The organism is Tatumella ptyseos ATCC 33301 (genome assembly GCF_000735525.1).
GTDB lineage: Bacteria > Pseudomonadota > Gammaproteobacteria > Enterobacterales > Enterobacteriaceae > Tatumella > Tatumella ptyseos.
On the sequence record NZ_JMPR01000019.1, the window covers coordinates 15,794 to 28,002 of the forward strand.

15 protein-coding genes are annotated in these 12,209 nt (G+C 52.1%); 5 read left to right on the top strand and 10 right to left on the bottom strand.

The genetic code is table 11. The features are described from left to right. The first annotated feature begins 41 nt into the window (after positions 1 to 41). Genes GTPT_RS05150 through dolP form a run of 4 tightly spaced genes read left to right on the top strand, consistent with a single transcriptional unit; the run spans position 42 to position 3,765 of the window. Entirely contained in the window at positions 42 to 2,237 is a 2,196-nt protein-coding gene (locus GTPT_RS05150) for a penicillin-binding protein activator (protein ID WP_029991744.1), read from the top strand. Then, complete coding sequence (locus GTPT_RS05155) at positions 2,183 to 2,578, top strand: YraN family protein (protein WP_029991743.1); 396 nt, start codon at positions 2,183 to 2,185, stop codon at positions 2,576 to 2,578. The genes GTPT_RS05150 and GTPT_RS05155 overlap by 55 nt, the downstream gene beginning before the upstream one ends. 15 nt (positions 2,579 to 2,593) lie before the next feature. After that, positions 2,594 to 3,181: a DnaA initiator-associating protein DiaA gene (gene diaA / locus GTPT_RS05160; RefSeq protein ID WP_025901115.1), complete on the top strand. Its 588-nt coding sequence runs from the start codon at positions 2,594 to 2,596 to the stop codon at positions 3,179 to 3,181. A 14-nt stretch (positions 3,182 to 3,195) separates the two neighbouring features. Then, positions 3,196 to 3,765, top strand: a complete 570-nt coding sequence (gene dolP, locus GTPT_RS05165) for a division/outer membrane stress-associated lipid-binding lipoprotein (protein ID WP_025901116.1) — start codon at positions 3,196 to 3,198, stop codon at positions 3,763 to 3,765. 20 nt (positions 3,766 to 3,785) lie between these two features. On the opposite strand, the gene GTPT_RS05170 is transcribed toward dolP, so the two are convergent. Next, complete coding sequence (locus GTPT_RS05170) at positions 3,786 to 4,499, bottom strand: pirin family protein (protein ID WP_029991742.1); 714 nt, start codon at positions 4,497 to 4,499, stop codon at positions 3,786 to 3,788. Positions 4,500 to 4,605: 106 nt separating this feature from the next. On the opposite strand from GTPT_RS05170, the gene GTPT_RS05175 reads away from it, so the two are divergent. Continuing rightward, on the top strand, positions 4,606 to 5,520 hold the full coding sequence (locus tag GTPT_RS05175) for a LysR family transcriptional regulator (RefSeq protein WP_025901118.1): 915 nt from the start codon (positions 4,606 to 4,608) through the stop codon (positions 5,518 to 5,520). Positions 5,521 to 5,552: 32 nt separating this feature from the next. On the opposite strand, the gene GTPT_RS05180 is transcribed toward GTPT_RS05175, so the two are convergent. From GTPT_RS05180 to GTPT_RS05220, 9 genes are all read right to left on the bottom strand, one after another. Then, entirely contained in the window at positions 5,553 to 6,533 is a 981-nt protein-coding gene (locus GTPT_RS05180; protein ID WP_051170990.1) for a glutathione S-transferase family protein, read from the bottom strand. A gap of 158 nt (positions 6,534 to 6,691) precedes the next feature. Then, on the bottom strand, positions 6,692 to 6,976 hold the full coding sequence (locus GTPT_RS05185; RefSeq protein ID WP_025901120.1) for a YqjK-like family protein: 285 nt from the start codon (positions 6,974 to 6,976) through the stop codon (positions 6,692 to 6,694). Continuing rightward, positions 6,973 to 7,371 (bottom strand): phage holin family protein, encoded by a 399-nt coding sequence (locus GTPT_RS05190; protein ID WP_025901121.1) that lies wholly within the window; start codon positions 7,369 to 7,371, stop codon positions 6,973 to 6,975. Before GTPT_RS05190 ends, GTPT_RS05185 begins: the two co-directional genes overlap by 4 nt. A 2-nt stretch (positions 7,372 to 7,373) precedes the next feature. After that, positions 7,374 to 7,679, bottom strand: coding sequence for an ElaB/YgaM/YqjD family protein (locus GTPT_RS05195; protein WP_029991740.1), 306 nt, complete (start codon positions 7,677 to 7,679; stop codon positions 7,374 to 7,376). A 110-nt stretch (positions 7,680 to 7,789) separates the two neighbouring features. After that, positions 7,790 to 8,038, bottom strand: a complete 249-nt coding sequence (locus GTPT_RS05200) for a DUF1090 family protein (RefSeq protein ID WP_025901123.1) — start codon at positions 8,036 to 8,038, stop codon at positions 7,790 to 7,792. Positions 8,039 to 8,206: 168 nt separating this feature from the next. Beyond that, positions 8,207 to 8,527, bottom strand: coding sequence for an EnvZ/OmpR regulon moderator MzrA (gene mzrA / locus GTPT_RS05205; protein ID WP_029991738.1), 321 nt, complete (start codon positions 8,525 to 8,527; stop codon positions 8,207 to 8,209). Continuing rightward, on the bottom strand, positions 8,527 to 9,198 hold the full coding sequence (locus GTPT_RS05210) for a DedA family protein (protein ID WP_025901125.1): 672 nt from the start codon (positions 9,196 to 9,198) through the stop codon (positions 8,527 to 8,529). The genes mzrA and GTPT_RS05210 overlap by 1 nt, the downstream gene beginning before the upstream one ends. A gap of 329 nt (positions 9,199 to 9,527) precedes the next feature. Further along, positions 9,528 to 10,796, bottom strand: a complete 1,269-nt coding sequence (sstT, locus tag GTPT_RS05215) for a serine/threonine transporter SstT (protein WP_025901126.1) — start codon at positions 10,794 to 10,796, stop codon at positions 9,528 to 9,530. Between the two features lie 244 nt (positions 10,797 to 11,040). Next, complete coding sequence (locus GTPT_RS05220) at positions 11,041 to 12,003, bottom strand: TerC family protein (RefSeq protein ID WP_025901127.1); 963 nt, start codon at positions 12,001 to 12,003, stop codon at positions 11,041 to 11,043. Positions 12,004 to 12,209 lie beyond the last annotated feature (206 nt).

Genomic DNA, 12,209 nt, shown 5'->3' on the forward strand with positions numbered 1-12,209 from the left:
TTAATATTAGGCGTTCTGAGAAAAACATAACCGGATACCGTATGCTTCTTTCAAAAGTGAATCGTCGTAAAGCAGGGCGTTTTGTCCCCGTTGTTCTCGCCGGGCTGATTCTGGCGGCCTGTACCACTCAGGAGCCTCAGGCACCTGCTGTTGATGTGCAGGGGCCGGAAACAGGCACCTCTGCATATTATCTGCAGCAGATGCAGCAAAGTCGTGATGATAGCAAGACCGGCTGGCAATTACTCGCAATCCGCGCGCTAATCAACGAGGGTAAATCACCTGAGGCTCTAAAACAGCTGCAGGCACTCCCTGACAACATGACTGCCGTGCAAAAGCAAGAGCTGAGCTTACTGAAGGCGCAATACGCGGTATCTGTGCATAACGCGACTGGCGCCGTGCAGCAGCTGAAAACGATTGATCTGAGCAGCTTATCTGCCGATCAGCAATCCCGGTATTACCGCACATTTATTGCGGCAACCGCCGCACAACCGACGCTGGATACCCTGCGGGCCTTTATCGCTCTTCAGCCTCTGTTGCAGTCTACTGACGAGCAGCAGAAGAATATTAATGCGACCTGGCAGGCACTGCGCACTATCCCTCAGCAGCAGGCGAATAATTTTGTTATTAATGCCAACGAGAATATCCTGCAAGGCTGGCTCGATCTGCTGGGGGTGTACTACCGCAGCAACAATAATCAGGATGCCCTGAAAGCGGGCGTAAAAGACTGGCAGATCCGTTATCCGGATAACCCGGCGTCAAAAAGGCTGCCTGCCGGATTGCTGCAAAGTATGAATATGACAGCGGCTTCAACGAATACCATTGCCCTGCTGCTACCGTTAACCGGCCCGGCGGCAATTTTCTCGCAGGCCATAGAGCAGGGGTTTGAGGATGCCCGTAACGGTGTACTGGCGCAGACACCGCCACCACAAACATCAGGAACCCCGACCGGACAAGCGACGCCTGCAACAGCGGCACCGACCGGGACGACTGCCCCGGTCATTGGCAGCGCTGATATGCCTATCAGCGCCACAGGGCCGGCTCCGGCGACTGCAACGGCCAGTCCCCCGGCAGCCACCCCGGCCAGCCCGAATGCGGTAGTCAGCCCTTCCGCCGTATCTGTGACATCGCTGACTGAACCGGCAACGGGTACTTCGTCTGCAACGGCAGCCCCGGCAGGGCAGGTGAACGGTACTTCGGCAACACCGGCAACACCTGCCACGGCACCGGCTAACAGTCAGGCACAAATCCGGGTTTATGATACTAACGCGCAGCCGGTGGATCAGTTATTACAGCAGGCACAGAATGATGGCGCGACATTGGTGGTCGGCCCGCTGCTGAAAGAGAATATACAGCAGGTGGCCAACACGTCCACTCCTCTCAAAATCCTGGCGCTGAATGAACCGGATGGTTTACAGAATCATGACAATATGTGTTATTTCGCCCTGTCCCCGGAAGATGAGGCCCGTGAAGCGGCTCGCCATATGTGGGCACAGAATAAGCGAATGCCGCTGTTGTTAATCCCGTCGAACAGTTATGGGCAACGGGTCGCGCAAGCTTTCGCGCAGGAATGGCAAAAGCTGGGTGGTCCACTGGTTGAAGAGCAAACCTTTGGTTCGGTGGCTGACCTGAAAGCCCGTATCAACAGTAATTCGGGTATCGCAATGACAGGGACACCGGTCACGGTACAACCGGCAAGCAGCACCGCTGCCGGGTCTGCGGTATCAGTGGCAGGTATGACGTTTAATGCGCCACAGGCACCTTCGGAGGCCCCTGTGGCAGCGCCAGGCAACATTGACTCGGTGTATATTGTGGCCAGCCAGGGTGAACTGGCGCTGATAAAACCGATGATCACCATGCGTACCGGCTCCCGCAGCAATATTGCGCTGTACGCCAGCTCCCGGAGTTCTCAGTCCGGAGACGGCCCGGATTTCCGTTTTGAGATGGATGGTCTGCAGTTCAGTGATATCCCATTGCTGTCCGGTGCGGATCCTGCTCTGATGGAACAGGCACTGAAGAAGTTTGATGACGACTATTCACTGGCGCGTCTGTATGCGATGGGGGTTGATGCCTGGACACTGGCTAACCACTTTAACCAGTTACGGAACAGCGCCGGTTATCAGATTAACGGAAATACCGGGATTCTGAGTGCCGGAGCAAATTGTGTGATCGACAGGACGTTGTCATGGAATCAGTATTCTCAGGGACAGATCGTTCCGGTACCACAGACCGGACACTGATCGGTAAAGGGTATGAGTGGCGGGCACGCCACTTTTTACAACAGGCCGGATTACAGTGGGTAGCCAGTAATGTTCGCTACCCTTACGGTGAAATAGACCTCATTATGCGTGATATCTGCGGATGGGTATTCGTCGAGGTTCGTTTCAGAAAAAATGATCGCTTTGGCGGTGCACTGGCAAGCATCACCCGGGATAAAAAACGACGTCTTCTTCGTGCCGCGGCGGCATGGCTTGCCGCCCGTCAGCAAAGTTTTGCTACGGATTGCTGTCGTTTTGATATCATTGCCGTGACAGGAAACGATGTGCAATGGATTCAAAACGCTTTTGATACCGAAATGTAATTATCAGGTGGTTGTGTGCTGGAAAGAATAAAATCTTGTTTTACCGAAAGTATACAGACGCAGATAGCCGCGGCCGAAGCGTTGCCGGATGCGATTTCCCGTGCGGCCCTGACGCTGGTTCAGTCTTTACTTAACGGGCATAAAATACTGAGCTGTGGCAACGGAGCATCCGCCGCTAATGCTCAGCATTTTACTGCAACGATGATCAATCACTTTGAGAATGAACGACCCAGCCTGCCGGCAGTCTCATTAAGTGCCGATAACATTATGTTAACTGCCATCGGTAATGACCGGCAACATGATGAAATCTACGCGAAACAGGTGCGTGCACTGGGCCAGGCGGGTGATGTCTTACTGGCAATATCGACTCACGGCAATAGCCGGGATATTGTCAAAGCGGTGGAAGCCGCAGTCACCCGGGATATGACGATTGTCGCATTAACCGGCTATGATGGCGGAGAACTGGCGGGCTTATTGGGGCCGCATGATGTTGAAATTCGTATTCCCTCGCATCGCAGTGCAAGGATTCAGGAAATGCATATGCTGACGGTGAATTGTCTGTGTGAACTGATTGATAACACGCTGTTTCCCCAGCAGGAATAATTGAAGGAGTATTCATGAAAATATTTTCTGTGTTAGCGGTAGTGATATCCGCTTTGTTATTGCAGGGTTGTGCTGCGGTCGTGATCGGCAGTGCTGCAGTCGCCACAAAAACCGCGACTGACCCGCGTACGGTCGGGACTCAGGTGGATGATGGCACGCTGGAGCTTCGGGTGGCGAATGCGCTGGCGACAGATAAGCAGGTGAAAGCTGCTCATATCAATGCCACAGCATATCAGGGCAAAGTGTTGCTGACGGGTGAAGCTCCGGATCAGTCAGTTGCGGATAAAGCTAAACAGATCACCGCCGGTGTCGAAGGGGCTACCGAGGTGTATAACGAAATCCGTATCGGGCCAAATGCGAGTCTGGGGACTTCATCTTCGGATACCTGGATCACCACAAAAGTCCGTTCACAGCTGCTGGCGAGCGATAAAGTGAAATCGTCTAATGTGAAAGTGACCACTGAGCAGGGGGAAGTTTTCCTGCTGGGACTGGTGACGGCACAGGAAGGCCAGGCGGCTGCAGAAATTGCCAGTAAAATCAGCGGCGTCAAACACGTCACCACCGCGTTTACTTTACTGAAATAACCTCTCTGTCAGGCAGCCGTTCAGGCTGCCTGTTCACTCCCGCAACAGTCAATAATCAGTAACCTGCAGTCGGTCATGGCGTTGATACGCAATTGTTTTTCATCACTTATCAATACACCGTCTCCGCACCCCGCCTGAAGAGAGGGACTCTCTCCTTCAAGTTCCACTCCGCCATACACAGATTGCAGATAGCAACGTGACCCTTGCAGGGGGAAAATGTGCGTCTCTTCGTGCTGTAAGGATAACTGAAAGACCCTGATGTTTTGACGGAGTTTCAGGCTGCCTTGCTGCCCGTCACCGGAGGCTATCAGCAGACATTTTTCGCTCTCAGGTAATTGCAGGTGTTGTAGCTGAGGGGAATTTTGTTCCGGGCAAGTCTGCAACCAGAGTTGTAAACGAACAAGATCGGTATCCGGAGAGGCGTTACTTTCCTGGTAAATAGTATTATCACCGGCAAACAGCAGTGCGTCACCGGCACGCGCATGGGTCATCTGCCCGTCACTGCTGCGGTATCCGGCCTCGCCCTGCAAAATAATATTCAGCACATCCACTCTCGGGAAGCTGCGCGGCTGGAAAGTCGCTCCTGCTGCCAGCACTTCCTGATTAAGCACCTGCAGATAGCCAAAACCGAGTAATTGCGGGTCAAAGTAGTGCCCGAAGGAAAAACTGTATCGGGATTTCAGCCAGCCATAGTCAGCACTGCCACACTTTTCAGCGGCTCTTAACCTAAACATTTTTCCTCCGATCAGTGATATCGCCCATTTATCTTAAAGGGCTGGACGGCGGAATGTTAGCCAGTTAATCTGCCTGCTATATTCAAATTTACTGAAAGAGAATCCGATTGTGAGAGAACGGGCACTGACACTAGAAGCTCTGCGCGTGATGGATGCTATAGATCGACGCGGGAGCTTTGCAGCAGCAGCAGATGAACTCGGTCGGGTTCCCTCAGCCCTCAGTTACACCATGCAGAAGCTGGAAGAAGAGCTGGATGTGGTGCTATTTGACCGCTCAGGACACCGTACAAAATTCACCAATGTCGGTCGTCTGTTACTGGAACGCGGCCGTGTTTTACTGGAAGCCGCTGACAAACTGACAACAGATGCGGAAGCCCTGGCTCGTGGCTGGGAACCCCATCTGTCCATCGTGACTGAAGCCCTGGTGCCCTGTGAACATCTGTTCCCGCTGGTCAACCGGCTGGCCGAAAAATCGAATACTCAGCTTTCACTGCAGACAGAAGTCCTGGCCGGGGCCTGGGAGCGTTTAGATCAGGGGAGAGCGGATATTGTGGTTGCCCCGGCCCTGCATTTCAGGACCTCCAGCGAAATTAATACCCGTAAAATTTACAGCATGATGAGCGTGTATGTTGCCAGTCCTGATCATCCTATTCATCAGGAGCCGGAGCCGCTGTCAGAAACGACCCGGGTAAAGTATCGGGGGATCGCTGTAGCAGATACTGCCCGTGAACGTCCGGTGATTACGGTGGAGTTACTGGATAAACAACAGCGTCTTACCGTGAGTTCGCTGGGGGATAAACGTAAAGCGCTGCTTGCCGGTCTGGGCGTGGCCACCATGCCCTGGCCATGGATAGAAAAAGATGTCGCCGAAGGGCGTCTGAAAGTGGTGAGCCCGGAGTATAAGATCGACATTAATATTATTATGGCCTGGCGCCGGGACAGTATGGGGGAGGCGAAAGCCTGGGCCCTGCGAGAGATCCCGCGGTTACTGACGAAATATCAGACTTCCTCACGGTGGTAACAGAGTGCCGCCTTAAGCTGCACTGTTATCACTCAACCCGCAGCCCTGTGATGCTGGGCGAGCCAGTCATGCGGCAGGGGACCGGGGACAATGCCGGCAGGATTAAGCCGGGAATGACTGCGGTAATAATGATGACAGATATGACGCAGGTCTACCGTATCGGCAATACCGGGCTGTTGATAGATATCGCGTAAGTAGCCATAGAGATTAGGATAGTCGCTGATACGACGGCGATGGCATTTAAAATGAGTGACATAGACGTCATCGAACCGGATCAGTGTCGTCCACAGGCGGATATCAGCCTCTGTCAGCTGCTCTCCGGTCAGATACCGTTGTTGTGACAGGATCTCCTCGGCTTTATCCAGTCCGTCGAATACAGCCTCTGCCGCGCTATCGTAGGCCTGTTGAGTCGTAGCAAACCCCGCCTGATAAACACCGTTATTAATTTGCGGATAAATCCATGCGTTCAGTGCATCAATCTGCGGGCGTAAAGCCTGCGGGTAATAGTCGGGCGTCACAGCATTGTTGCCTGTAAACGCCGTATTCAGCATACGGACGATATCCGCTGATTCATTACTGACGATGGTTTCCTGTTGTTTATCCCATAGCACGGGTACCGTAACGCGCGTCGTGGCCTGCGGATCGGCCTTTTGATACACCTGATAGAGATACTCCAGCCGGTAAAGCGGATCGCCGTCTGCACGGGGAAAATCCCGGGCGAATGTCCAGCCATTTTCCAGCATCAGCGGGTGAACGACAGAAACTGAGATTACCTCCTGTAACTGTTTCAGCTGTCGCATAATAAGCGTCCGGTGTGCCCACGGGCAGGCCAGAGAAACATACAGGTGATAGCGTCCCGGCTCAGCTATAAAACCGCTCTTTCCGCTAATACCCGCCCGTCCGTCGGCCGTGATCCAGTGACGCCATTGTGATTGTGTACGTACAAACTTACCCTGGCTGGCTTTGGTATCATAGCCGATGTCGACCCAGCGACCTTCCTGCAGCATGCCCATCCGGCCCTCCCGGAATGTATTCCTGTTTTATAGAAAAAGTGGGGTATCAGGCAAGACAGAGAATAAAAGGGTGAGACGTTAAATGTCGGTTTTATTCCGGCCTGATGAGAGAAGATCTTTTCAGTCAGCGACTGGCTGACTGAAAAGGGAGCAGATGATCAACGCCGTGGCAATGCTTTGCGGATCATCCGCCAGCTACTCCATAAACCAAATCCACGTTTAGCCCAGCGGACAATAAACGCAGGATGGCGCATAGACCAGACGGCCGCCAGTCCGCTACCGATGGTAATATAACGACGTAGTCCTACGACGGTATGCCACAGAGTGTCATACCTTGCAGTGCCCTGGTACCAGTCACGTTCGCAGGACTTTAAATCCAGGCGTTGTTGCTGAATGAGTACCAACAGGGCATTTTTACGTCGTTCAATATCACGACGGCTCATGACTGACGTTCCTCCAGTAGCTTACGGTCTGTGGAGAGTTCTTCACGGGAACTGCTCAGCAAGGTTGAACGCCGGGATTTCACAATGACCCAGATACCCAGTATCAGCGCCAGAGCAAACAGCACCCCGGTGGTAATCGCAATTGCCATCAGACGATATTGAGGTTCAACAGCAACGATAACCAGAATCATCAAACTCATCAGCCCGAATGCGGTAAAAAGCATGGTTAATCCGACCATCAGTAACATCTGGATCAGATTGGCTTTTTCCTCTTCTAACTCGACAATTGCCAGACGAACCCTTGTCTCTACAATACTGACCAGGGTAGTGACCATGCGCTGGCCGACATTAATCAGGCCTTTTCCAGGACCTTCGTTCTGTGAATGATTGTCCATAATTATCGACGCGAGATAAGAATACCGAAGACCACACCAATCGCCGCACCGATCCCGACACCGTGCCACGGATTATCGCTGACATATTCATGAGCTTTCTGCGCTGCTTCACGAGTGGTTTTGCTGAGCTGCTGACCGGATTCACCCAGGCTTTCCCGGGTCGAGTCCAATGTTGCCCGTGCTTTTTTGTGTAACTTATCGACTTCAGATTTCGACTTATCACTGGCCCCACTCAGCACTTCTTCCAGTGTGTCCGCCAAAACAGACAGTTCAGCACGCAGATCCTTTGAAGATGGAATATCAGCCATATAAAACTCCTTCTGAAAGATGTTGGTTGGCTCCGCTACGCGGAAAAAAGTACACAGGCACTTAAAAGAGAACGTTCAGGCAGCAGAACAAAGTGTCACTCTTGTCTGCATTATCCCGGGGATCCCGGATGCAGCGCAGCATGGGATACCCTGCTGCGGGAGCACTGGCGCTGAATATCGGCTAAAGCCTGTTTCAGGCCATCGATCCTGTGTTGATTGTGATGCTGGCGGGCCAATGAGATTTCATACTCAATGCTCCCGGTTTTATCCTGAAGGCATTGCGGGCTTTGCTGCCCGCAGGCACCGGCAGTGGCCGGCAATATCATCAGAACAGTTAGCAGACAATCTACATTCTTCATCAGGATCCCTCATCCCGGGCCCTAAGTACATGACATCAAAACGTCACTGTAAATTTACCTGACTGTTTTTACTTAGTTATCTGAGTATAGATAGCCATGGCGGAAAGTTCAAAGTCAGGACGACGATGAAATGCAGACAGTCCGGGATTCCGGTGTGCAGTAACCCGGTCAGACGGTGGTATAGGCATCAGATAAAATGTGGCTAAGAAGAAGGTGGGCGGCCAACTGTTGTTCTTCATTGGCCAGATGAATGACCATGCTGTCCTGGTCCGGGGTAATACTTTTTACAGAGATCCCGCTTTCTGTCAGCTGCTGGTAAAGAAAGAATCCGTCTGGCAGGTTCATCCCTTTATGGGTCACCGTAATACGTATGACCGGGTCATTGACGGTCAGACCGGGCATCAGCCGTAGTGTCGTTATCACCATCAAGGTGATGATCACCACAAAAGGGAGCAGCCGATACCCGGAAAAAAGCTTTTGGCGGAACATTACAGAGATTTCCCGCCTTGCTGCGAACGTTTACGCCACAGAATATATAAGGATCCGAACAGACCAAAGACCAGCAGGACCAAAGGTAACAGCATCAGACAAAACATCAGCTGATCTTCATACTTCTGGAAGAGTGGTGTTTTACCGAGGGCAAAGCCGGCACATGTCAGGATCAAAACCCAGAGTAACCCGCTGAACCAGTTGAAAAACTGGAACCTGGCACTGCTGAGCCCGGAGATACCGGCGATGGTCGGAAGGAGTGTGCGGACAAAGGCGATAAACCGGCCTATCAGTAATGCCGATAGCCCATGCCGGTGGAAAAGTGCGTGTGCCCGCTGGTGATATTGTTCCGGAAGGTGAGAGAGCCACTTCCTGACCAGCGGGGTGTTACCCAGCCATCGCCCCTGAATATAACTGACCCAGCACCCCAGACTGGCGGCAACGGTGAGGATAAACAGGGTCATCGGGAAGCCCATAGTCCCTTTTGCGATCAACACGCCCACCAGGATGAGCAGACTATCGCCCGGCAAGAAAGCGGCAGGCAGCAGGCCATTTTCCAGGAATAAAATAATAAATAAAATGCCGTAAATAGCCCATACCAGAGAAGGATCGGCGAGTGTCTCAAAATCCTGTTGCCAGAGTGCATGCAGTAGGGCGTTTAGGGTATCCATTAACTGTTCCTGACCATCATTAATATTTCCGGAAGAAGTCTTAAAGATAACGCATTCCGGAAAAACCGGAAGAACAATGAGGTGATTTATGCTCACTTCACCACTATGACCCCGGGAGGGGGGACAGTGAATAATTGTAACAAAAAATAATCAAAGACAGTAAGTTTAATCGGGAAGAGACACAGAGTTTTACCTGTTCTGCGCGATTAAAAAAGGATATTTACAAGGACTGACATTATCCGCCCTCTGCCGGTCAGACAGTAAAACGGCAACGGGCAGAGGAGATGAGGAAGAAACGGTACGGAAGAGACTCCGTACCGTCACAGACGTTACTCGGCAGACGCCCGACGTTCGGGGGTTTCAGTGCTATCGATGGCGGATTTTTTCATCGCTTCCGACTGACACACGGCGGCGGTAAACAGAATATCGGTGGAAGAGTTCAGCGCTGTTTCCGCAGAGTCCTGTAACACACTGATCAGGAACCCGACCGCGACGACCTGCATGGCAATGTCATTCGGGATCCCGAACATATTACAGGCCACGGGGATTAACAGCAGTGAACCACCCGCCACCCCGGAAGCTCCGCAGGCACATAACGATGCTACCAGGCTCAGGACTACCGCCGTCGGTAAATCGACTGCGATGTTCAGGGTATGGACGGCCGCCAGGGTCATCACGGTGATGGTGATAGACGCTCCCGCCATACTGATGTTCGCCCCCAGCGGAATCGAGACTGAATAGGTGTCTTCATCCAGATCCAGACGCTTGGCGATCGCCATATTTACCGGAATATTCGCGGCGGAGCTGCGGGTGAAAAAGGCGGTCACGCCACTTTCCCGAAGACATAAAAACACCAGCGGATAAGGGTTACGACGAATTTTCCAGAACACCAGTAACGGGTTGACGACCAGCGCCATAATCAGCATACAGCCCAGCAGCAGTGACAATAACGCCGCGTAGCCCCACAGCGCAGAGAAGCCGTTAGTTGCCAGCACCGAGGAAACCAGGCCAAAAATACCGAGCGGAGCACAGCGAATAACTTTACGTACCAGCCAGGTGACCGCTGATGACATATCATTCAGAACCTGTCGGGTGGTATCGCTGCTGTGGCGGAAAGCGAGGCCAAGACCGATGGCCCAGACCAGAATACCGATATAATTGGCGTTCAGCAGTGCATCGAGCGGGTTAACGACAATACTTAACAGTAAGCCGCGCAGGATCTCTTCAATGCCCCGGGGCGGGGTAACCCCCTGATGGGCATCCGACAGGCTTAATACCTGAGGAAAATGGAAACTGGCAACCACAGCAACCACCGCTGCGAAGAACGTGCTGAGCAGATAAAGAATAGCAATCGGTTTGATATTCGTTTTCTGCCCCTGAGCGTGGTTAGCAATAGAAGAAATCACCAGCACCAGCACCAGGATTGGGGCGACGGCTTTTAAGGCATGAACAAAGAGTTCACCCAGTAACCCGACGTCGCGCGCACTTTCTTTTGACACCATTGCCAGCAGAATACCTGCAAGCAAACCCGCAATGATCTGTCCAATCAGATTACCTGAGCTCAGCCAGAGCATCAGTTTGTTATTTTTTTTAATCATATAATATTTACTTATTTTTTATGGAATTCTCATTTTCCTGACGCGGTTAGCGCCACTGAAAATAATGGGTCGCGGGCAAGTATAAGTAAAAGATATACATAATAAAGCAGAAATCAGACGGCTAAAATATTCCGGCAGTGTGAAAATCGTTTCAGATGTCGGCTTATCAGCGCTTAATCATGCAGATTAATTTTTCTGTGAAGGATTAGAGGGGGTTTTACACCCCCTCCGGGATATTGTTTTGTTATGGTTTTTGCGGCATCCGACGATTTTTCAGATGATTTATGCCCAGAGTGATCAACAGGATGGCGGCCACCACCGTCAGGGATACGGCGGCAGGAATATGATAAAGCTCCAGCAGCAGCATTTTCACCCCGATAAAGACCAGGATCACGGCCAGCCCGTACTTCAGTAATGAGAACCGCTCCGCAACACCTGCCAGCATAAAATACATCGCCCTCAGACCAAGTATGGCGAACAGATTAGAGGTCAGGACAATAAAAGGGTCGGTCGTGACTGCGAAAATGGCCGGGATGCTGTCGACAGCAAAAATAACATCGCTGAATTCCACCATGATCAAGGCCAGAAACAGGGGAGTGGCATAGCGGAGTCCCTGGCGTTTGATAAAGAACTGTTCACCCTCCAGGGATTCCGTCATACGTATGTGGCGGCGTAACCAGCGGACGATTGGCTTTTCGGTGCTGTTGCCGGCGGTCTCATCGGAAGGGATCGCCATTCTGACCCCGGTGATCACCAGGAAGGCACCAAACAGATAAAGGATCCAGCTGAACTCACTGACCAGCCAGCTACCGGCGAAAATCATGGCGGTACGCAGTACGATGGCACCGAGAACGCCATAAACCAGTACCCGTTGTTGCAGAGCCGCCGGAATAGCAAAGTAATTGAATAGCATAAGCCAGACGAATACGTTATCTACCGCCAGCGCTTTTTCCAGTACATAGCCGGTGAGGAAAGCCAGAGTTTGCGAGGAGGCAACCGCAGGGCCTGCGTGTTCACGTAAGTACCACCACAATGCGGCACCGAACAGCAATGAAAGGGCGACCCAGACCACTGACCAGAGAGCGGCCTGTCTGACTGTCATACCGGCACGATCCCGGCGGCCCTGTAAGCGAAGATCAACTAACAGCATGATCACGACAATAACGATAAAACTGCCCCAGAGGAGTGGGTTTCCTACGCTGTGCATAATGGTGTCCCCGAAAAAAACGGCTGAGATCAGAAGATATCAGCCGCTGTGCTATGACGGGCAAACCTTACCTTCCGGCAAGGTCTCACTTACAACACCGGATTTCCGGGTTGCGCGGCGACCGGTTGTGATACACAACGTAATGACGATCCGCCGGCTTTTAAGTTACTCCCCTTTGCTTGCTTCAGGCTAGAAAGAATTACGTA

Bases quoted from the DNA above. Each gene is read 5' to 3' on its own strand.
- GTPT_RS05155 (WP_029991743.1), top strand. From the start codon at position 2,183: ATGGAATCAGTATTCTCAGGGACAGATCGTTCCGGTACCACAGACCGG.
- GTPT_RS05220 (WP_025901127.1), bottom strand. From the start codon at position 12,003: ATGCACAGCGTAGGAAACCCACTCCTCTGGGGCAGTTTTATCGTTATT.
- mzrA (WP_029991738.1), bottom strand. From the start codon at position 8,527: ATGTTCCGCCAAAAGCTTTTTTCCGGGTATCGGCTGCTCCCTTTTGTG.
- GTPT_RS05150 (WP_029991744.1), top strand. From the start codon at position 42: ATGCTTCTTTCAAAAGTGAATCGTCGTAAAGCAGGGCGTTTTGTCCCC.
- GTPT_RS05180 (WP_051170990.1), bottom strand. From the start codon at position 6,533: ATGGGCATGCTGCAGGAAGGTCGCTGGGTCGACATCGGCTATGATACC.
- dolP (WP_025901116.1), top strand. From the start codon at position 3,196: ATGAAAATATTTTCTGTGTTAGCGGTAGTGATATCCGCTTTGTTATTG.
- GTPT_RS05185 (WP_025901120.1), bottom strand. From the start codon at position 6,976: ATGAGCCGTCGTGATATTGAACGACGTAAAAATGCCCTGTTGGTACTC.
- GTPT_RS05170 (WP_029991742.1), bottom strand. From the start codon at position 4,499: ATGTTTAGGTTAAGAGCCGCTGAAAAGTGTGGCAGTGCTGACTATGGC.
- GTPT_RS05200 (WP_025901123.1), bottom strand. From the start codon at position 8,038: ATGAAGAATGTAGATTGTCTGCTAACTGTTCTGATGATATTGCCGGCC.
- GTPT_RS05195 (WP_029991740.1), bottom strand. From the start codon at position 7,679: ATGGCTGATATTCCATCTTCAAAGGATCTGCGTGCTGAACTGTCTGTT.
- GTPT_RS05190 (WP_025901121.1), bottom strand. From the start codon at position 7,371: ATGGACAATCATTCACAGAACGAAGGTCCTGGAAAAGGCCTGATTAAT.
- GTPT_RS05210 (WP_025901125.1), bottom strand. From the start codon at position 9,198: ATGGATACCCTAAACGCCCTACTGCATGCACTCTGGCAACAGGATTTT.
- sstT (WP_025901126.1), bottom strand. From the start codon at position 10,796: ATGATTAAAAAAAATAACAAACTGATGCTCTGGCTGAGCTCAGGTAAT.